Origin of the sequence: Aliikangiella maris (assembly GCF_040719265.1) — a bacterium.
Classification (GTDB): Bacteria; Pseudomonadota; Gammaproteobacteria; order Enterobacterales; family Kangiellaceae; genus Aliikangiella; species Aliikangiella maris.
Genome location: NZ_JBFDAH010000004.1, coordinates 168,788 through 188,794, shown reverse-complemented (window position 1 = coordinate 188,794; position 20,007 = coordinate 168,788). Strand labels below are relative to the sequence as shown.

The 20,007-nt window shown below is 40.1% G+C and carries 18 protein-coding genes; 2 read left to right on the top strand and 16 right to left on the bottom strand.

Annotated features, from left to right (window positions below; all coding sequences use genetic code 11):
* Position 1: 1 nt before the first annotated feature.
* Positions 2-751, bottom strand: coding sequence for an electron transfer flavoprotein subunit beta/FixA family protein (locus tag ABVT42_RS05195; RefSeq protein ID WP_353873807.1), 750 nt, complete (start codon positions 749-751; stop codon positions 2-4).
* A gap of 366 nt (positions 752-1,117) precedes the next feature.
* Here ABVT42_RS05195 and ABVT42_RS05190 point away from each other — a divergent pair, with 366 nt between their 5' ends.
* Positions 1,118-2,773, top strand: a complete 1,656-nt coding sequence (locus tag ABVT42_RS05190) for an electron transfer flavoprotein-ubiquinone oxidoreductase (protein WP_353873808.1) — start codon at positions 1,118-1,120, stop codon at positions 2,771-2,773.
* Between the two features lie 122 nt (positions 2,774-2,895).
* On the opposite strand, the gene ABVT42_RS05185 is transcribed toward ABVT42_RS05190, so the two are convergent.
* The 13 genes from ABVT42_RS05185 to paaG form a co-directional block, all read right to left on the bottom strand.
* Positions 2,896-4,215 (bottom strand): DUF3466 family protein, encoded by a 1,320-nt coding sequence (locus ABVT42_RS05185; protein WP_353873809.1) that lies wholly within the window; start codon positions 4,213-4,215, stop codon positions 2,896-2,898.
* Between the two features lie 34 nt (positions 4,216-4,249).
* Entirely contained in the window at positions 4,250-4,900 is a 651-nt protein-coding gene (gene maiA / locus ABVT42_RS05180) for a maleylacetoacetate isomerase (protein ID WP_353873810.1), read from the bottom strand.
* A gap of 218 nt (positions 4,901-5,118) precedes the next feature.
* Entirely contained in the window at positions 5,119-5,706 is a 588-nt protein-coding gene (locus ABVT42_RS05175; protein ID WP_353873811.1) for a MarR family winged helix-turn-helix transcriptional regulator, read from the bottom strand.
* Between the two features lie 67 nt (positions 5,707-5,773).
* Positions 5,774-7,831, bottom strand: coding sequence for a 3-hydroxyacyl-CoA dehydrogenase NAD-binding domain-containing protein (locus tag ABVT42_RS05170; RefSeq protein ID WP_353873812.1), 2,058 nt, complete (start codon positions 7,829-7,831; stop codon positions 5,774-5,776).
* A gap of 137 nt (positions 7,832-7,968) precedes the next feature.
* On the bottom strand, positions 7,969-8,874 hold the full coding sequence (locus tag ABVT42_RS05165) for a PaaX family transcriptional regulator (RefSeq protein ID WP_353873813.1): 906 nt from the start codon (positions 8,872-8,874) through the stop codon (positions 7,969-7,971).
* Between the two features lie 47 nt (positions 8,875-8,921).
* On the bottom strand, positions 8,922-10,013 hold the full coding sequence (gene paaE / locus ABVT42_RS05160) for a 1,2-phenylacetyl-CoA epoxidase subunit PaaE (protein ID WP_353873814.1): 1,092 nt from the start codon (positions 10,011-10,013) through the stop codon (positions 8,922-8,924).
* A 107-nt stretch (positions 10,014-10,120) separates the two neighbouring features.
* The gene (gene paaD / locus ABVT42_RS05155; RefSeq protein ID WP_353873815.1) at positions 10,121-10,645 is read right to left on the bottom strand and encodes a 1,2-phenylacetyl-CoA epoxidase subunit PaaD; all 525 of its coding nucleotides are present in this window, start codon (positions 10,643-10,645) and stop codon (positions 10,121-10,123) included.
* A gap of 75 nt (positions 10,646-10,720) precedes the next feature.
* Positions 10,721-11,482, bottom strand: a complete 762-nt coding sequence (gene paaC / locus ABVT42_RS05150) for a 1,2-phenylacetyl-CoA epoxidase subunit PaaC (RefSeq protein WP_353873816.1) — start codon at positions 11,480-11,482, stop codon at positions 10,721-10,723.
* Between the two features lie 10 nt (positions 11,483-11,492).
* Positions 11,493-11,780 carry a 1,2-phenylacetyl-CoA epoxidase subunit PaaB gene (gene paaB, locus ABVT42_RS05145; protein ID WP_353873817.1) on the bottom strand — a complete coding sequence of 96 codons (288 nt, stop codon included), beginning with the start codon at positions 11,778-11,780 and terminating at the stop codon, positions 11,493-11,495.
* A gap of 23 nt (positions 11,781-11,803) precedes the next feature.
* A complete protein-coding gene (paaA, locus tag ABVT42_RS05140) occupies positions 11,804-12,760 on the bottom strand; it encodes a 1,2-phenylacetyl-CoA epoxidase subunit PaaA (RefSeq protein ID WP_353873818.1) in 957 nt (318 codons plus the stop codon).
* Between the two features lie 325 nt (positions 12,761-13,085).
* Positions 13,086-14,288: a 3-oxoadipyl-CoA thiolase gene (gene pcaF / locus ABVT42_RS05135; RefSeq protein ID WP_353873819.1), complete on the bottom strand. Its 1,203-nt coding sequence runs from the start codon at positions 14,286-14,288 to the stop codon at positions 13,086-13,088.
* Positions 14,288-14,716 carry a PaaI family thioesterase gene (locus tag ABVT42_RS05130; protein ID WP_353873820.1) on the bottom strand — a complete coding sequence of 143 codons (429 nt, stop codon included), beginning with the start codon at positions 14,714-14,716 and terminating at the stop codon, positions 14,288-14,290. Before ABVT42_RS05130 ends, pcaF begins: the two co-directional genes overlap by 1 nt.
* 57 nt (positions 14,717-14,773) lie before the next feature.
* Positions 14,774-15,562 (bottom strand): 2-(1,2-epoxy-1,2-dihydrophenyl)acetyl-CoA isomerase PaaG, encoded by a 789-nt coding sequence (paaG, locus tag ABVT42_RS05125; RefSeq protein WP_353873821.1) that lies wholly within the window; start codon positions 15,560-15,562, stop codon positions 14,774-14,776.
* 188 nt (positions 15,563-15,750) lie between these two features.
* Here paaG and ABVT42_RS05120 point away from each other — a divergent pair, with 188 nt between their 5' ends.
* The gene (locus ABVT42_RS05120; RefSeq protein WP_353873822.1) at positions 15,751-16,338 is read left to right on the top strand and encodes an acyltransferase; all 588 of its coding nucleotides are present in this window, start codon (positions 15,751-15,753) and stop codon (positions 16,336-16,338) included.
* A gap of 107 nt (positions 16,339-16,445) precedes the next feature.
* Here the strand turns inward: ABVT42_RS05120 and paaZ are convergent, their stop codons facing one another.
* Both paaZ and ABVT42_RS05110 read right to left on the bottom strand, forming a co-directional pair.
* Positions 16,446-18,494: a phenylacetic acid degradation bifunctional protein PaaZ gene (paaZ, locus tag ABVT42_RS05115; RefSeq protein ID WP_353873823.1), complete on the bottom strand. Its 2,049-nt coding sequence runs from the start codon at positions 18,492-18,494 to the stop codon at positions 16,446-16,448.
* Positions 18,495-18,647: 153 nt separating this feature from the next.
* Positions 18,648-19,994, bottom strand: a complete 1,347-nt coding sequence (locus tag ABVT42_RS05110; RefSeq protein WP_353873824.1) for a dihydrolipoamide acetyltransferase family protein — start codon at positions 19,992-19,994, stop codon at positions 18,648-18,650.
* Positions 19,995-20,007: the final 13 nt, after the last annotated feature.

Sequence of the window (20,007 nt, the reverse complement as noted above, 5' to 3'; positions counted from 1 at the left end):
CTTAAATCACCTTGGCTTCTGTTTTTAATTTTTCAACTAATTCAGCAACACTTTCGACTTTAATACCAGCCTGGCGCTGTGCGGGCGCTTCAACTTTTAACGTGCTAATTCGTGGTGTGATATCGACACCTAATGCCTCAGGTGAAGTTTCTTCTAGAGGTTTACGTTTGGCTTTCATAATATTGGGTAGAGAAGCAAAACGAGGCTCGTTAAGACGCAAATCAGAAGTAATAACCGCAGGCAGGTCTACTTTAATAGTTTCCAATCCTCCATCGATTTCTCGTGTTACCATTGCGCTACCATCAGCAACATTGACTTCAGAAGCAAAAGTTCCTTGCGGCCAATCGAGTAATGCTGCCAGCATTTGACCCGACTGATTATTATCACCATCGATAGACTGTTTACCCATAATGACAATTTCAGGCGATTCCTGAGCAACAATTTCTTTGAGGATTTTGGCAACAGCCAATGGCTGTACCTGTTCATCTGTTTTAACCAGTATGGCTTTATCAGCGCCCAATGCTAATGCTGTTCGTAATGTTTCCTGAGCTTGTGTAGGACCTATTGACACTACGACAATTTCGCTGGCAACGCCTTTTTCTTTGAGTCGCACAGCCTCTTCGACAGCGATTTCGCAAAAAGGGTTCATCGACATTTTAATGTTTGCAGTTTCCACACCGGAATTATCATCTTTTACACGAACTTTAACGTTGTAATCCACAACCCGTTTAACGGTGACCAAAATTTTCATACAAATACCTTAGTTTGGTTGGTTGATTTTTGAGCCCAAATTCAAACTTTTGCATTGTTTTTTTGCACTCAATAATTCAATATCCTTGATAAGTTGAAATTTCTAAATTTTGCATAGAATAGACGAATCCACCGATCTTGCCGCTTTACGCGTTTAACGTCAACCAAAATAAGGTATAATAGCCCACTTTTCAGGGCCTTAAGCGAGTTTAAACTGACTGAATTTACTCGATTTTGTGCCTAATAATTGCATCTTGTGATAAAAGCCACGTAACGTCTGATTATGCCGATTCCGGCACGTTTTCGCTGGCACAATGACACATCAGTGCAGATTTGAATTATCATTTTCGAAACGGGGGAAAGATTTGTGGAACGAGAATCTATGGAGTTCGACGTTGTTATTGTAGGTGCAGGACCTGCGGGCTTGGCAACAGCCATTCGTTTAGCACAACTGGCTCAGCAAAATGAGCAGGAAACCATGATTTGTATTGTCGAAAAAGGCTCCGAAGTTGGCGCACATATCTTGTCGGGCGCAGTATTTGAACCAACAGCACTTAACGAACTTATTCCTGACTGGAAAGACAAAGGTGCCCCGCTCGCTACACAAGTCACCGAAGATGAAATTTTTATTTTACGCAATGCAACCAGTGGATTAAAAATTCCTGGATTGTTTGTCCCCAAAACTATGCATAATGATGGTAATTACATTATTAGCTTAGGTAATTTATGCCGCTGGCTGGCAGAACAGGCTGAAGCACTGGGTGTCGAAATATTTCCAGGGTTTACTGCTAGCGAAATCCTATATCATGAAGATGGCAGCGTTAAAGGAATTTTAACTGGTGATATGGGCGTTGCCGAAGATGGCTCTCAAAAAGATGGCTATATGCCCGGCATGGAGTTACATGCCAAATACACCGTATTTGCCGAAGGTTGCCGCGGACACTTGGGTAAACAGCTCATTGAAAAATTTTCACTGGATGATGGTAAAGAACCACAGCACTACGGGATCGGTATAAAAGAATTATGGAAAATTCCAGCAGAGCAACATGTACCGGGCAAAGTTGTTCATACCGCGGGCTGGCCACTCAATGAAAGCGGCACCGCGGGGGGTTCGTTTTTATATCATTTAGAAGATAACCAGGTCGCTGTGGGGTTAATTACTGATTTATCTTACTCAAACCCGCATGTTTCTCCGTTTGATGAATTTCAACGTTATAAACATCATCCAGTAATCAGTCAATATCTTAAAGGTGGCGAAAGAATTTCTTACGGTGCAAGAGCAATTACAAAAGGTGGCTTACAATCTCAACCTGAAATGGTTTTTCCTGGCGGTTTATTGATTGGTGATGACGCAGGGACATTAAACTTCGCCAAAATCAAAGGATCTCATACTGCCATGAAATCAGGTATGATTGCTGCAGAAACTATCATCGAAGCAATTTCTGCTGGGCGTTCTGCCGATAAACTTGAAAAATTTATGCCTGCTTATAACGCTTCTTGGGCATGGAAAGAACTTCATGTTCAACGCAATTTTGGGCCCGCGCAGCATAAGTGGGGCAATATTATTGGTTCAGCTTATGCCTTTATTGATATTAATTTATTTAATGGTAATCTACCTTGGACTTTGAGCGATCCCAAACCCGATCATGCTCAGCTAAAAAAAGCTACGGATTGCCCTAAAATTCACTATCCCAAACCTGACGGCGTGTTATCTTTTGACAAACTCAGCTCAGTTTTTATCTCAAATACTAACCACGAAGAAAACCAGCCAGTACATCTACAATTAAAGGACAATAACATCCCGATTCAGGTTAATCTGCCCGAATTTGATGAGCCCGCACAGCGTTACTGTCCAGCGGGCGTGTATGAGGTGATTTATGATGATGAAGGCAACAACCCTCGCCTACAGATTAATTCACAAAACTGTGTACATTGTAAAACCTGTGATATCAAAGATCCGAGTCAGAATATAAACTGGGTAACTCCAGAAGGTGCTGGCGGTCCGAATTATCCTAATATGTAAAATATCCCGCATAAATAGTGGATTTTGTAAGGTAAATAGCCAGTTCTAAAAACAATAAAGCCATGCATTGCATGGCTTTATTGTTAAAACGAAAGAATTTCTTTGCTCTTATAAACGCTAAATTATACTTTAGACTGTCGGCGACGCAATCCTGCCAGAGTCATCAAAACCAATAACCCGCCCCAAGAAAAACTCCCTGAACCACTATCTTCCTTAATCACTAAGTCCTGACAAGGCTTGGGGGCAACACCATGCCGAGGCACTAACTTAAAAGCACGCTTCTGACCATTTAAAAAGCCGTTACCAACTATCACACCATTATTGTTAATTGCTCTTGCTTCTTGTAAAACCCAGTCGGGTTGACCGATCTGCTCAGCATCAGGATCAGCTTTACAATCGATTAGAGTATTTAAATCTTTAGTTTCACCATTTTCATAAATAAAAGCATGATATTGAACTGGAGCAATTTCGATAAGCGAAATACCGACAACCTGATTTTCACTATTAATATCATAGGGAGTAGTAATTGCCGCAACGCTTTGTGGAAAATAATCTTCCTTTAAGTTTGGAATATCTGTCAATGTTTCTGTGTTCGTATCAAATAAATAACCAGTAAAATAAAAGGAACGATCAACATTTCTCATTCCTGCAATGATTCCTTGCTGATTAATTGCCATAGCACGGTTAGAACGATCCTCAGCAGATGCAGGTATTTCGATCAATTCGGTAGGCGTGTTAACATTTACATAGTAGCCTCGAAGTGTATTGAAGCTATCTTTATATTGCTCAGACCAGCCAATTGCAAGACCATTATTATTTATGTCAACCAATGCCGCACTAACATAATACTGGTTATAATTTAGCGGTTCCAAACGGGTTAAGATATCATTTACAGAATCGTAAACAAAACCGCGCTTAGCAGATTTAGTCGCGTCTCCACCTGAAATATACTCATCGTCAGGAGCATTATAATCAGCAACACCAACAATAAAAGCGCCATCATTTATCGATAAAGCACGCATATTTAATGGTGTTTCTTCATCTAAAGGTGGTACAAGTTTCAATTCGGGGTTAATAATGTCAGTGTAAATTGCTCTATCTATATTGACCGACTGATCAGAACGAATAATTGTTTCTGATGAAAATCCTACCGAAACGCCATTATTGTTTAATTTAAAATAGGCGCTTAAATCGGTAGTTTCATTGACAATGGCAGGTAAATCAGTAGCCATACCATCTTTGACAGCAACACCGTGAAAAGGAATGTTATTAGCGGAGTATGAATAACCTACAATTTCATCAGCATCATTAATATCATAAACAAAAAATGGTTTATCTTCGATTTTACCTAAATCAATAACCGTATAAGATTCAACGGCACCCAGGCCGAAACTGGATATAGCCAGAGTGCTGGCTAGTACGCTTTGCTTCAAATTTATCACAATAAAGATCTACTTCTCTGTTAAGTTTCTAATTTTAAATGACTGCATCGGGTTGATTTTCCGGTACAGCATTTTGAAATCGCTCTAATTTTAAGCAATTATCATTAATGGCAGATAATTTTGGAAATTCTTCCATAGGAAAATTAAAACGATTCGCATTGTATATTTGAGGTATAAGACAAGCATCAGCCAATGTTAGTTCGTCGCCAAGCGAATAATTTCCCTGAATCTGATATTTTTCCAATAAAGCCTCATAAGCTTTGAATCCCTCACGAATCCAATGGTGGTACCATTGAATTTTTTGTTCATCAGAAGTCTTTAGTTCACCAGATAAATACTGTAGCACTCGCAAATTATTTAAGGGGTGAACATCGCATGCAACCAGTTGACATAATTGACGAGTGAGTGCACGTTTGGCAGGTTCAGTCGGTAATAACTGAGGCAGACAATATTTCTCTTCAAGATATTCAATGATTGCAATTGACTGACCGATGGTAATATTTTCGTCAATTAGCGTGGGAACCAATTGCTGTGGATTCAACGCCTGATATTCCGGTTTATGCTGTTCTCCACCATCTTTAACCAAGTGTACACTTTCCTGAGTATAAGAAACCTGCTTTAAATTGAGCACTATACGTACACGATAAGCGGCGGTTGATCGCCAATACCCATATAATTTGATCATTTATCACCTTTATTATATCAATGCCTTGGTTCAAAGAAGGAATTGCTAACAGGTTAATTGCAGCTAACCAAAGATTCGAACAATTGACCATCTGACCATTGCTTTAAGCAGAGCATTTTACACATTTCATTCATAGTCACAAAGTTTTTAACTACAAAACACCATTCATAATGGTGTTTGCTTAAATCAGGTAATATAAGTGAGGTTAAATCTTAGCGCTATTCCCATTCATCTTCCTGTTCATTTTCCAGATGATGCAAATGACGATCGAGTTTATTTAATAAATGATGTAATTGTTCTTTTTCGGAATACGAGAAACAAGATTCAATTAACTCGCCAGTTTCAATTCGTTTAGGAGTGATTAAATCATGAAATGCAGCACCTTCGGGAGTCAGATAAATCAGCTGCTTTCTTCTGTCGCGTTTAGAAAAACGGGTATCAACAAAATTTAGTTTTTTCAATACCTTAACGGCTCTGGTAACGGTGGCTGCATCCGTTTTTAATGCATCAGCCACATGACCATTCGTTAAACCACCATAAGAACCTAACACCGAAATGACTCGCCATTCTCGTTCACCTATGGGAACACCCGTTTCCGCTAACAGACTGGAAAGTTTATTTCCTGCTTGTGACATCTGTGCAGCTAACCGATACATTCGATAAGGCAAAAAGCTTTGTAAATCAATAGTATAGTCTACTTTGCCCGCTGGCTGTCGATCACTATTTTCCTTAATGTTGTCTATTCCCTGAATTTTGTCAAACGGCTCATCATATTGAACATTTTCTGGGGTCTTATCTTCAGTCAAAACGGCTAACCTCGGTATTAATTTTAATCAACGGCCTAATGACGTTAAATATTACCCCTAAATGACGTTAACTTAAACTCCCCATTTTCAGATCAGGCCAAATTTGTTTACCTGCGATAGATTGTTGTTTAACAAGTAACTGAGTAACCTTTTCTACACCGAGTTGACGTGCATAAAACATGGGTCCACCTTTATGTCTCGGAAACCCGTACCCATGTAACCAGATAACATCAATATCTGATAATTGTCTGACAATACCCTCTTCGTATAAGGAGAGTCCCTCACTGATCAATGCCAAAATCGCTCGTTCAACAATATCGTCGTCGGTAAATGAACGTTGCTCAATTGCTAGTTGTTGTGCCTTTTGCGCAATCAATTCACTGGCCTTCGAATCACTAACGGCTTTGCCACTTTCATCGTAATGATAAAAGCCAGCACCTGTTTTGCGACCAAGACGCCCATTTTCTACCATAACTGCCGCCGCACGGAAATATCCAGGATCATGCTCAGGAAATGGCTGCGCACTTCGTGCATTATGGCCAATATCAATACCAGACAAATCTTGTACTGCAAGTGGTCCCATTGCCATCCCCCAGTTAGTCATAGCTTTGTCAATCTGTTCAATGCTCGCGCCTTCCAAGAGCATTTGTTGAATCTCACGACCGTAGCGGGTATACATCCGGTTTCCGGCAAAACCAAAGCAAACACCAACCAGTACCGCAATTTTGCCTAGTTTTTTAGCAACCATCATTGCTGTTGCTAACGCTTGCTCTGACGATTTAGCTGCGCGCACAACTTCTAACAGTTTCATAATATTGGCTGGGCTGAAAAAGTGCATACCAATAACCTGTTCAGGGCGGCCAGTCGCCAAGGCAATTTCGTCGATATTTAAATATGAGGTATTCGTTGCCAACACACAGTTTGGCTGACAAATTTGACCTAATTGAGCAAAAATCTCTTTCTTAACTTGAATATCTTCAAAGACGGCTTCAATAACTAAATCACACTGCCGCAAAGGTTGATAATCCAAGGCGGTAGACAGGCGTTTTAAACCAGCCTCATATTGATGCTGTTTAATGATGCCGCGTTGCTCTGCTGTTTGCAGGTTTTTTATAATTTTGTCAGTTCCTGCTGCCAATGCACAATCATCACGCTCAATTAAAATAACATTAAATCCACTGAGCAAAAATGCGGTAGCAATACCAGCGCCCATCGTTCCACCACCAATCACCCCAACAATTTCAACTGGCAGAGGATCGCTATTAAAGTTTACTTTAGCTGCGGCCTTTTCTGCAGAAAAAGCATAGCGCAGTGCTGCCGACTGCGCAGAGTCTCGAAGTTTTAGAAAAGCGTCACGTTCAATTTTCATTCCATCAGTCAGCGATTTATCACATGTTTGTTGTAATACTTCAACAGCCACCACGGGCGCTTCTTTACCTCGGGCTTTTCGCTTGATTTTTTGAAGTGCATCAACCCAGTCAACATCATTAATTATTGGGCGCTCTCCCGACCGTTTGACTGGTAACTGGCGCTCACCTAATTTTTGTTTAACAAAATCAATAGTTTGATCACACAAATCGCTTTCAAGTGGAAATATTGCGTCAATCAATCCACTCTCAGCCAATGAAGTCACCGCATGATGTTTACCCTCGGTAATCATTTGTAAAGCTTTAGCCCCCCCGACAATACGAGGCAAGCGCTGTGTCCCACCAGCACCTGGAATTAAGCCCAAATTCACTTCTGGCAGCCCAACTTTTGCATTAGCTAATGCGACTCGATAGTGACAAGCTAACGCCACCTCGAATCCACCACCAAGTGAAGTACCAAACAATGCAGCAACTACTGGTTTATTACAATTTTCGATTTGGTTGACTACATCAGGTAAAAAAGGCTCAGTTGGAGGTTGGCCGAATTCTTTAATATCAGCGCCGGCAATAAAGGTTTTCTGTGCACACTGAATGATAATTGCTTGAACAGCAGGTTCATTTTGAAAGCATTCAATCCCTTGAGTAATACCCTGTCGTACTTGTTGTGACAGCGCATTGACCGGCGGATAATCAATGGTGATCAGTCCAATATTGTGTTCAATTTTATATGACACAAATGGGTTGTTATTTTTGAGCATTAGTTTTCTCGCGAATTTTTGTTAATTAATTAACGCAAAATCTAGTCAATTGATGATTAACGCTTTGCAATAGTTGCTTGATGCATTTGGTCGAACTTACCATTTGTCATGTCATTTGGTCTTTAGCCTTCATGGCCTTATCGAAAACGTTTTTTATAATCATCGCTGGCAGTAGGTAACAAGCCGGCTTCATTGTACAAGTGATTACCAATATATCGACTAGATGATCGCGTCAATAAGCAATAAAAATCACCCACCAGGTTGGCTGCAATATTGCCAGCCCAGTTTTCGGGTAACAAATTTTTGGGTAATTCGTGGTCACGCAATAAAATACGGCGATACTCATGAATTAATAAACTTCTTAATAAAAATCCCTGTTGATCGGTTAATTTATGCTGTTTATTTAACACTTCATAAATTGGTTGATAACAATCAATGAATGTTTGATAACTGTGCTGCAATTGATCAACTTGCCATTTTTCAAATACCAGTTTGCGCAGTACATCTTGGGAGTCACTATCAAAGGTATGACTCGAAAAAATAATAACAGCATCACTGATATCTAACTCTTGAATGGTTTCCTTTAATGAGTCTGCATCAATTGAAGGGTGTGCATAGGCGCCACTGGTTAACGGGCTAAATCCCAGCCATTGCAATTGACGTTTTAGACTGACCAATTTATCTTCTGGCACAAAACTTGGCATAACAATTAGCCAGCCGGAATCTTCCCCATTGTGCTGTAAACTGTATATTCTGCGAGCGGCTTTGGTGTAATGTCTGTTTGCAGTTGACGTAAATGCGTAAAAACTCCTGCGTCCGACCTTATTCACCTGCAACCAGTCATCTTGAACCAAACGATATACCGAGGTACGAATCAGTCGTTCGGAAAACCCCAGCGGTTGCAGGGATTCAATTAAACTGCCTAACCAAATCCAGCCGCCATGCGGTGACACAACATCGCCAAACACCGTCACAATATGTGACTTGCAACTAATACCGGCACGCAATGCTCGCTCGCTAATAAATTTTTTTATATCACTCAATTGAAACTACTTTAATTATGGGCTAATAAATTTCCCTTAAAATAGCATTAAGAAAAATCAAAGTCGACTTCAACCTCATCAGAAACCGGATGTGCCTGACAAGTTAATATCATACCTTCTGCAACCTCTTGCTCGGTCAGCGAATGGTTCATATCCATTTCAACCTCGCCCTTAATAACTTTCGCTTTACAAGTTGCGCACACACCACCTTTACATGAAAATGGCAAGTCAGCACCATTTTCCATGGCAGCATCAAGAATATTTTTGCCATCGGCGGCCAATGCTAATGTCGTCTTTCTACCTGCAACTTTAACTGAAACTTTTGCAACCTTACCACCAAACTTTTCGGCGCGTGCTTGTTGATTCTGACGTGCTTTATTCAATGCCGCTCCGGCGAAAAACAACTCATAGTGAATATTGTCTTCAGTAAAATTTTGCTGTTGTTTTAAATAAGCCACGACTTCATTAATCATTTCTTCTGGTCCACACAAAAACACATCATCGATAGAAGATAAATCGATTAACTTTGCATGGCTTAGTGCGCTAAGTTTTTCACTAGATAAACGCCCATTAAACAGCTCTGCTTCATTTTCTTCCTGGGTGAACAAATTGATCCATTGAAAACGTTGCATATCATGATTTTTAATAAAACTAAGCTTTTCACGAAACATCATGTGCGGCGTCGATTTATTGCCATAAATCAAAGTAACCTGAGACAAAGGTTCAGCATTTAACAGGGTTTGAATTTGTGAAAGAATAGGCGTAATCCCACTACCAACAGCAATAAACAAGTAATGTTTCTCTTGCTTGGCATCGACTTCAGTATAAAAGTGCCCTTGTGGTGGCATCACATCTAATGCCATACCCGGCTTAAGCTGTTCATTGGCAAAATTAGAAAATATGCCCTGCTCAATTCGTTTAACAGCCACCTGCAAACGTTGAGCTTGCGCACTTTGACAAATCGAGTATGAACGTCGAATATCCTGCCCATCAATTGTTGTTTTTAATGTTAAATGCTGGCCTTGAATATAATAAAAAGTATCTGCTAATTCAGGTGGCACATCAAATGTTATGGCAACTGAATCTTTGGTTAGTGGCTCAACAGCCTTAATTACTAAAGAATGAAATTCTGTATTCATAGGTTAGAACCTTTATAAATTCATCTGTTAATTAATATCAGGAATCCGTATTTTTTAATTATTCAGATAAAAGCGATTAAATCGATTAGCCAGGACTAATCAGTCAATTAAAAGTGCTTAAAATAGTCAAAATACTCGTGGCAACTATGACACTGATAAAGTGCTTTGCATGCGGTCGAACCGAATTGACTAACCAGCATTGTTTGCGAACTGTCACAGCGAGGACACTCAACTTTGTCTTGTTTATCTGGTGGTGCTATTTGTATATGTTTTAAATGTGCTCGACCTTGAGGTGACATCATGTCTGTAGTCCAGGCAGGCGCCAGTACAACGTCAACTTTTACTGGTGAATAACCAGCGTTGCCTAATTGTGCAGCAATATCATCACTCATTGCCTCAACAGCTGGACAACCACTATAAGTTGGCGTAATAGAAATATGCCAACAGTCTTCAATTTTTTTTACATCTTGTAAGACCCCCAGATCCCAGATAGTTAATCCTGGTAACTCTGGATCATAAACTTCATCGAGCAATGTCCAGATTTCTGGATACGTTGAATTACGTCGATGCTGTAATCGCTGTGCAAATATTGGAGCAAGCGTAGGAATTACCTTTGATGAAATGTTAGCCATAATCAATTACACTCACTAAATAGCAATAGTCCAAAATAGTTGAATCAATTAATATTTTTACAGCGACCTAAATGACTACCAGTTAAGTCCGGGGTAAGCTCGCTGTACATATTGCAGTTCGCACAATAAATGTCCTAAATGCTCTGTATGCACACCTTCTCTTCCACCACGAATCTGCAAAACGCTTGGATTAATAGTGATATCAGATTGCTTAAATATCCGTTGCACATATTCATCCCATGAAGACTTAACTTGTTGTCGATCTACAGCGATATTTTGTGTGGCTAAACGCTGTTCCCATTCACTCATAACAAACAATTCACCAACAAAGTTTTCCAGCTCTTCAACCGCATCCAATACTCGGCGTCGGCTTTCTTGTGTTCCTTGTGACAACTGAATAATCCACGGCTCACTTCGTTTTAAATGATAGCGACTTTCTTTAAGTGCTTTGCTGGCAATGGCGGCAACTCTTGCATCGGTAGAAGCCGTAAGCGCCTCAAGATAAAAGACGTAAAAAACGTCAACATAAAATTGGCGAACCATCGTAAATGCAAAGTCATTAATCGGTAGTTCATGAATTAATAAATTCGTATACTGACGTTCATCCCTTAAATAGGCTATATCGTCTTCGGTTTTGTTAGCACCTTCAATTTCAACAGCATATTGATAAAATAAACGGGCTCGTCCGAGATAATCAAGCGCCACATTTGACAAAGCAATATCTTCTTCGAGATAAGGCCCATTACTACACCATTCTGACAACCGATGGCTTAATACAAGAGCATCGTCGCCTAAGCCAACGGTAAACTGATAAAGATCTTGTTGATTTTGATTCATGTGACTTCCCTTACATATTATTGACACTATCAGGTAATTGATAGTGCGTCGCATGTCGAAAATCTTTATCGTTCATTGGCTCAACAAAATTTTCCACATCCTCTTCTTGTGAAGCGGTAATATTAGATGACTCAACCACCCAAATACTGACACCTTCCGAACGACGAATATAACAGTCTCGTGCATACATCAAAGCATGTTCTGGACTTTCTGCATGTAAACTGCCGACATGTTTATGATCTAATCCACGATTAGAACGAACAAAAACTTCATAGCTGGCTAGTTGTTCCTGACTCATATAATTCTCTCTTATTAATTTGACTAGGCTGCTGATTCAGCAGTCTGTGAATTTTGTTTAGCACGATAAGCTCTGACGGCTTCACGCACCCACTCACCGTCATCATGTGCACGTTTATGATGCTTGATTCTTTGATGATTACAGGGACCGCTACCATTAATAACCTGGTAAAATTCTTCCCAATTAATTTCTCCCGAATCATAATGGCCTCGCGATTCATTCCACCGAATTTCAGGATCTGGCATTTCAAGTCCAAGTACTTCAATTTGTGGAACAGTCTGATCAATAAATTTTTGTCGCAATTCATCATTAGACTGACGCTTAATTTTCCACTTCATAGATTTGCCCGAATGTGCAGAATCACTATCATGAGGGCCGAACATCATCAATGATGGCCACCAAAAACGATTCATTGCATCTTGTGCCATTTGCTTTTGTTGTTCGCTCCCCTTCGCCAATGCATACATAATTTCGTAGCCTTGACGTTGATGAAAACTTTCTTCTTTGCAAATACGAATCATCGCTCTTGCATATGGCCCATAAGAAGTTCGCTGCAGCGAAATCTGATTAACAATTGCTGCGCCATCAACTAACCAGCCAATCGCCCCCATGTCAGCCCAAGAAAGTGTAGGGTAATTAAAAATAGAAGCATATTTTGCGCGGTGAGTTTGCAACGCTTCGATCATTTCGCTGCGAGTGATCCCTAATGTTTCTGTGGCACTATACAAATAAAGACCATGCCCTGCTTCATCTTGCACTTTAGCTAATAACACGGCTTTACGACGCAATGTTGGTGCACGCGTTATCCAGTTACCTTCCGGTTGCATACCAATAACTTCAGAATGGGCATGTTGCGACATTTGCCGAATTAAATTCTGACGATAATCTTCTGGCATCCAATCGGTCGGTTCAATTTTTTGCTCCTGTTCAATCTTTCGATCAAACTCGGCCTGAGCCGCAGCATTATCAACAGTTTGCATGGTTTTACTCTCCAATTTTCAAAATGTCATCGGAATGACCAATTTAATTTATGATACTAATAGATACGCACAAATGCAATTTATGTATCATATAAATTTATAGTTTGACCTGACTGGATATCTCATTTGATAACTTATTCAGGACTGTTAATCGAATTTAATATAAAACTATTTATGATCAGTTAGTTACGATAAATTAGTGATAACTATCCGATAGTTCTATAAAAATATCACTCAATCATTTTGATTTAATTAAACAATGTTTATTATAAAAATTAGATTGAGTAATATCTAAAACAGCTTGATATTTGAAGCTGATTGGCATTTACGCACGTTCAATAATTAACGCAATACCTTGTCCAACGCCAATACACATGGTGCATAATGCATATTTACCCTGACGTCGCTGTAACTCATAAGCTGCGGTGGTTACCAGCCGAGCGCCACTCATTCCCAATGGGTGACCAAGTGCAATTGCACCACCATTTGGATTAACTCGAGGATCGTCATCTGCAATTTTCAACTCTCGCAATACCGCTAGTGCTTGTGCGGCAAACGCTTCATTCAGCTCAATAATATCCATCTGTGATAATGTTAGTCCGGTATTTTTAAGCACTTTTAAAGTTGCACTAATTGGACCGATTCCCATTAATCGGGGTTCAACACCACTAGTGGCCATACCAACAATACGCGCAATGGGTAACAATTGTTGCTGTTTGATTTGTGCTTCATTAGCAATTAGCAATGCGCATGCCCCGTCATTAATTCCTGACGCGTTACCTGCAGTAACACAGCCATTTTCTCTGAACGGGGTGGCTAATTTCGCTAATCCCTCAAGTGTACTGGGTCTTGGATGCTCATCAACAGAAAAAAGTCTGGTTTCTTTTCGATTGACAGGAACGGTAACCGCAACAATTTCTTTTTCAAAAATTCCATTCGCCAATGCAACTTGTGTTTTTTCTTGGGTTTTTAATGCAAAGCGATCTTGATCTTCACGACTGATATTAAATTTTTCAGCAACATTCTCAGCAGTTTCAGGCATTGAATCAACGCCAAAATTTATTTTCATTTGGCGGTTAATAAAACGCCATCCCATCGTGGTATCAAAAATTTCTGCTTGCCGCGAAAATGCGGTATCAGCCTTGGGCATAACAAATGGCGCACGCGACATTTGTTCGACACCGCCAGCAATAGCGAGGCTTTGTTCGCCACAAGCAATGGCTCTGGCTGCGCTGCCAATAGCATCCATTCCTGAACCACATAGTCGATTAACGGTCACTCCAGGAACACTTTGCGGTAATCCTGCTAATAATAAACTCATTCGTGCAACATTTCGATTATCTTCGCCAGATTGATTAGCACAACCATAATAGACATCATCAACCATCTGCCAATCAACTTGTGGGTTTCGAGTCATTAATTCACGCATAGGTATAGCACCTAAATCGTCAGCCCGAATACCCGATAAAGCCCCACCGAAACGACCTATTGGCGTTCTTATGGCGTCACAAATAAAAGCATTATTCATTATTTAAAACCTTCTAGATTATCTTTTATATTTGCAGCTAATGATTTATTGACTAATTTAGCATTCATCACTGCCAGTAATTTTTCACTTTGATTTGTCACCTTAACATCGCAATAAATCACTTTGCCACACACGCTGGTCACATGCGCTTTTGCAGTCAAAAAATCATTAAGATATGCAGGCGCCAAATAGTCAATCTGATTACTTGCAGAAAGAACAATTTCACCTTGTGAAGCACTAGCAAAAGCACTGGCAGTATCTGCAAAAGTAAAAATAAAACCACCATGACAAACCTGATAGCCATTTGTCATCGATTCATTGACCCACATTTTTAACTGACATTGTCCTGTATCGACCGAATGAATTTTAATACCCAATAACCTTGATGCGGGATCATTTTTTAATAAATTCTGTACAGCATCATTCACGGATTAATGCCTCATGTTAAATTCTTTATTTAGTTGAATATTATATAGTAAATAGCTTTAGCGACCTTTAAAAGCCGGTTCACGCTTTTCCATAAAAGCGGCCACCCCTTCTCGGTAGTCTTCGCTGCGTCCTAAATGTTGCATTAATAATCTTTCCTGCTCTAATTGATCATTTAAGGTATGATCAAAAGTGTTATGCAGTAATCGCTTGATATTTGCCAGTGCTTCAGTGGGCTGAGTGGCCAGGTGTTGTGCCAGCTTTTCGGCTTCAGCCAAATAAACTTCATCCTCCTCAACACCATAGATCAATCCCCATTGCTGAGCCTGTTCAGCTTTTAATTTGTCACCTAACATAGCCATTGCTTTAGCTCTGGGTAGTCCAATAGCTCTAGCAAAGTGCCAGGAACTTCCCGAATCTGGAATCAAACCAATTTTTGCAAAAGAAAGAATAAAGGAAGCTGATTTTGCTGCTATAGTAATGTCACATGCCATCACTAAACTGGCCCCCGCTCCAGCGGCAACACCATTCAGCGCGCAAATAACCGGCATTTTCAAATTGACAATGCGACGAATCAGTGGATTGTAAAATTTTTCGACTGACTGCCCCAAGTCGGGAGCAAACTCGTCAGCACTTACAGCACGATCGTTTAAATCCTGACCTGCACAAAATCCGCGCCCTGCACCAGTCACTAAAAGGCAGCGCGTCTCACCATCAGTTGCAATATTATCTAACGCATTTTGCAATTCCTGATGCATTTCAACATTAAAGCTATTTAATCGATCAGGCCGATTTAAGGTCAATTTACAGACGCCATTTTGTTTTTCTACAATGATGGTTTGGTACATAGTTATGCCTCATTTATAATCAACAGCACTAATTATTCTGTTTCATCGGTGAAACGCTTCACTCGTGAAAAAATTTATCAATGACAATGAAAACATGTCATTAAACGATTAATATCAACTATTTATTAAATAGATTAAGTTAAAGTAATAAATCAATCCACTAATTTAAAACATTCTGGAGAATTCTCGTGCCAATTTATGCTATTGACAATTTAATTCCCGTTGTCAAACAAAATACTTTCATTCATCCCAGCGCCGAAATAATTGGCGATGTTATTATCGAAGAAAACTGTTACATTGGCCCTGGCGCATCACTGCGCGGAGATTTTGGCCGTATTTATGTCGGTCATCACTCCAATGTTCAAGACAATTGTGTGATGCATAGCTTTCCTGATAAAGACTGCCACCTTGCACCTTACAGTCACATTGGACATTGTGCTGTATTACATGGCTGTCATATTGGCGAAAATTCTCTTATTGGAATGAATGCTGTAGTTATGGATGATGCATTCATCGGTCAAGAATCCATTGTTGCCGCCTGTTCATTTGTTCGAGCTAAGTTTGTTGCTGAGCCACGCTCGATGATTATGGGTATTCCTGCCAAAGTTGTTCGCCAAATAACTGATGATGAGATTAATTGGAAAGCTCAAGGTACCCAAGAGTATATACAACTTGCCCAACGTGCAATTAAAACACTTCGAATTGTCGATCCCTTAGCGCAACAACAAACCGATCGCCCCCGTTATCAACATTCAAATCACCAGACCAAAAGCTAGTTTTTTCAAATTAACCGGTTCGTTATTAGGCTGTATTTTATTTTTAAATAAGTCTATTAACGAACCAAAATATTCCATATATTTATAATCAGTTTTTTATTAAATCATTATGCTTCATTTTGTCTTTCAACCAGTGTCAAAATATCATAAATAGCAACCGCTTCGTTATTTTGATTAATGACTTCAACATCCCAAACAACAACACCCGTGACATATTTATCATCAGGTTTTTTTGATTTTTTAATTTTTCGTTTAACTGTTAGCTTAACCTGAATCGTATCACCAATACCTACAGGCTCAACAAAACGCAAATTATCAATACCATAATTGGCAATCACCGGTCCTTGACCTGGATCGACAAACATTCCTGCCGCTGCAGAAATCACAAAATAACCATGTGCAACTCGTTTTTCAAAAAATGAATCTTTAGCTGCAATCTCATCAAAGTGAGCGTAAAAATGATCGCCTGACAAACAGCCAAAATTCACAATATCCGCCTCGGTGACAGTTCGACGGTGAGTAGTTAATGATTCACCGATAGCTAACTCTTCAAAATATTTTCTAAATGGGTGAACACGATCAGAAGTAGTTTTTGCACCGCGTACATATTGATTGGTTATTGCCATTAATGAAGTTGGTGAACCTTGAATGGCACTTCGTTGCATGTAATGTTTAATCGCTCTAACTCCACCAAGTTCTTCGCCGCCACCCGCACGTCCAGGACCACCATGTACCAAACTCGCTAGAGGCGAACCATGTCCGGTCGACTCTTTGGCACAAGCCTGATCAATCACCAGCATTCTGCCGTGGTGTGATGCGGTATTTAAAATGAGTTCTCGAGCATGTTCTTGAGACTTGGTAAAGATGGAACCAGTTAACGAACCTCTCCCCATTTTTGCTAAAGTAATTGCTTGGTCTATTCCATCATACGCCATTAGAGTACTGACTGGGCCGAAAGCTTCTATAGTGTGAGGGATTGAATTATTTAATGGGTTTTGGCAGTGAAATAACGTGGGCGCCATAAATGCCCCTTTGCTATTTCCAACACCAACTGATTGAAAATTTTCGAGGCCATTTAAAATAATTTCACTTCCTTGCTTAAGTTGCTCAACCGCAGCCAACACATCATCACGTTGGTGTTTGCCCACCAAAGCACCCATGCGTACACCGTCTTTTTGCGGATCACCAATTACCGTGCCTTTTAATCGTTTAATCAATGCTTCGCTGACAGCATCGGTTAATGTCACAGGAATTATAGCGCGTCTAATCGCAGTACATTTTTGTCCGGCCTTAACCGTCATTTCACGCGCGACTTCTTTAATATATAAATCAAATTCAACATCGTCGGGCGTCACATCGGGCGCAAGAATACTACAATTAAGCGAATCAGCTTCCATTGTAAATGGAATACTTTTAGCAATAATGTTTGGGTGTGCTTTTAGCTTTTGTCCTGTAGCGGCTGAACCCGTAAATGTTACGACATCTTGCTCGGTTAAATGATCAAGTAAATCGCCAACGCTGCCACAAATTAACTGAACGGAGCCTTCGGGCAAGATTTCAGACTCAACAATGGCTTTAACAACGGCTTCGGTCAAATAGCAAGTGACGGTACCCGGTTTAACAATTACCGGTACACCAGCAATTAAACTTGGGGTAATTTTTTCTAACATTCCCCAAACCGGAAAGTTGAATGCGTTAATATGTACACTAACGCCTTCTTTAGAAGTTAAAATATGCTGACCGACAAATGTACCTTCTTTTGATAATTGTTCAGTAGCCCCTTCTACAATAAAAGTATCATTATTTAATTCTCGACGCGCAATCCCTGAATAACTGAACATGGTCACAATTCCACCTTCAATATCCACCCACGAATCTGCTCGAGTCGCACCAGTCATATAAGATATTCGGTAAAATTCCTCTTTACGATCAAGCAAATATTTTGCCAGTAATTTTATTTTTTCAGCACGCTCATGAATGGTTAATTGACGGAGTTGAGGACCAGCAACTTCTCGCCCATAATTTAAAAACTGATCAAATCCACTGGTTAACGAAACAACATTGCCAATGAATTCATCATTCACCGAATTAACCAATGTGTCTTCTCGTCCATCTCCACTACACCATTGTCCAGCAACGTAACTTTGAATTTTCATGTTTCAATCCTAATGGTTCTATTATTTTTCCAACTGATAATCAATCGCTATCTCAGTTGTTTGCTAAAATTATGTGTTTGTTAATATCTCAATAATTAACATTAAATTTTCTGTATTTATCATCGATATATTTCTAATCTGGATATTTACAGATTACTGTCCCCAGTTTTCAATTATATCAACAAATGCAGTCAAAAATTGGTTGGTTTGATGCGCATCAAGTGCACGATGATCGATACTTAATGAAACATAACACTTGGGTCTGATAACCATTTGATCTTCGCCATTGATACTTTCTACCACCACTCTTTTTTCCAGTTTACCAATTCCCAAAATAGCAACTTCAGGTTGGTTGATAATAATTGGTGCTGCGAACAAACTACCACTGACGCCATGATTCGAAATTGTTATAGTGCCATTGCGCATATCAGCTGGCGTCAATTTACCCTTACGTGCTTTTTCGGTCTGTTGATTAAGACGATAAGCAATTTCAAATAATGTCATTGCCTGAACTTGCTCAACCACTGGAACAACCAGTCCCGCATCACCCAGTGCCGTGCCGACCCCTACATTGACATCATCAAAAACTTCTAAAGCATCTTCATGAAATCTGGCATTCACTTGAGGCACCACTCTGATCGCTTTGGCCATTGCCGCTAAAAAATAAGCAGTAAATGTCAATTTTACGCCCATATCAGCATATTCTTTTTTATGCCATTTACGATGTTCAATTAAGTTAGTCATATCCATTTCGAAAACACTGGTCACATGGGGTGAGGTATGCAATAGACTTTCAACCATGTGACTAGCAATGGACTTACGCATTTGCGAATGTTTAATTTTGTTTCCAACCAACTGTCGACTTGGGCGATTCTCAATTATTGAATATGGAGATTGCGACACCTGACTAACTGACACCGAAGAAGCGATATGGGCAGTGAAAGCCTGAGGATTTTTCAAATAAGCCAGAACATCATCACGCGTAATTCGTCCGCCTTTTCCCGTTCCACGAATAGGCTCCAACTGCAAATCATTTTCTTGAATCAGTCGTCTTACCGCGGGACTAATCAACTTGCGTTGACTTTGCGTTATCTGCGAATCGGCCTGTCCTTCCAGCACTGGATTACTTAAGGTGACTGCATCTTTGCTATCGTGTGGGGCCGAACCGTTGGTTGACGGCTGTGTGGAAGATTGCGCAGAAGGTTGTTGCTGGCGCGACAAATCAGCTTCGTTAGTCAAACCGTTTGAGGTTAACGATTGCTCATCAATTTTACCTAGCACTTGCTCAGTCGCTACGCTATCACCAACTTTTGCGTCTAATGAAGCAATAGTACCTGATGCCAGCGCACAAACCTCCATGACCACTTTGTCCGTTTCAAGTTCTGCAATCGGATCACCATTTTTAACACTATCTCCCTCTTTTACCAGCCAGTTTGCTAAAATCGCCGAAGTGCCCTCAAGCTGCCCTTCAGGTAAAATAATATCAACATAATTTGCCATGAAGGTTCCTCAA

What these genes read in the sequence shown, in the direction of transcription:
- paaA (WP_353873818.1), bottom strand. Translation starts at nt 12,760, where the DNA reads ATGCAAACTGTTGATAATGCTGCGGCTCAGGCCGAGTTTGATCGAAAG.
- paaB (WP_353873817.1), bottom strand. Translation starts at nt 11,780, where the DNA reads ATGAGTCAGGAACAACTAGCCAGCTATGAAGTTTTTGTTCGTTCTAAT.
- ABVT42_RS05110 (WP_353873824.1), bottom strand. Translation starts at nt 19,994, where the DNA reads ATGGCAAATTATGTTGATATTATTTTACCTGAAGGGCAGCTTGAGGGC.
- paaE (WP_353873814.1), bottom strand. Translation starts at nt 10,013, where the DNA reads ATGAATACAGAATTTCATTCTTTAGTAATTAAGGCTGTTGAGCCACTA.
- paaG (WP_353873821.1), bottom strand. Translation starts at nt 15,562, where the DNA reads ATGTACCAAACCATCATTGTAGAAAAACAAAATGGCGTCTGTAAATTG.
- paaD (WP_353873815.1), bottom strand. Translation starts at nt 10,645, where the DNA reads ATGGCTAACATTTCATCAAAGGTAATTCCTACGCTTGCTCCAATATTT.
- paaC (WP_353873816.1), bottom strand. Translation starts at nt 11,482, where the DNA reads ATGAATCAAAATCAACAAGATCTTTATCAGTTTACCGTTGGCTTAGGC.
- pcaF (WP_353873819.1), bottom strand. Translation starts at nt 14,288, where the DNA reads ATGAATAATGCTTTTATTTGTGACGCCATAAGAACGCCAATAGGTCGT.
- ABVT42_RS05170 (WP_353873812.1), bottom strand. Translation starts at nt 7,831, where the DNA reads ATGCTCAAAAATAACAACCCATTTGTGTCATATAAAATTGAACACAAT.
- ABVT42_RS05195 (WP_353873807.1), bottom strand. Translation starts at nt 751, where the DNA reads ATGAAAATTTTGGTCACCGTTAAACGGGTTGTGGATTACAACGTTAAA.
- maiA (WP_353873810.1), bottom strand. Translation starts at nt 4,900, where the DNA reads ATGATCAAATTATATGGGTATTGGCGATCAACCGCCGCTTATCGTGTA.
- paaZ (WP_353873823.1), bottom strand. Translation starts at nt 18,494, where the DNA reads ATGAAAATTCAAAGTTACGTTGCTGGACAATGGTGTAGTGGAGATGGA.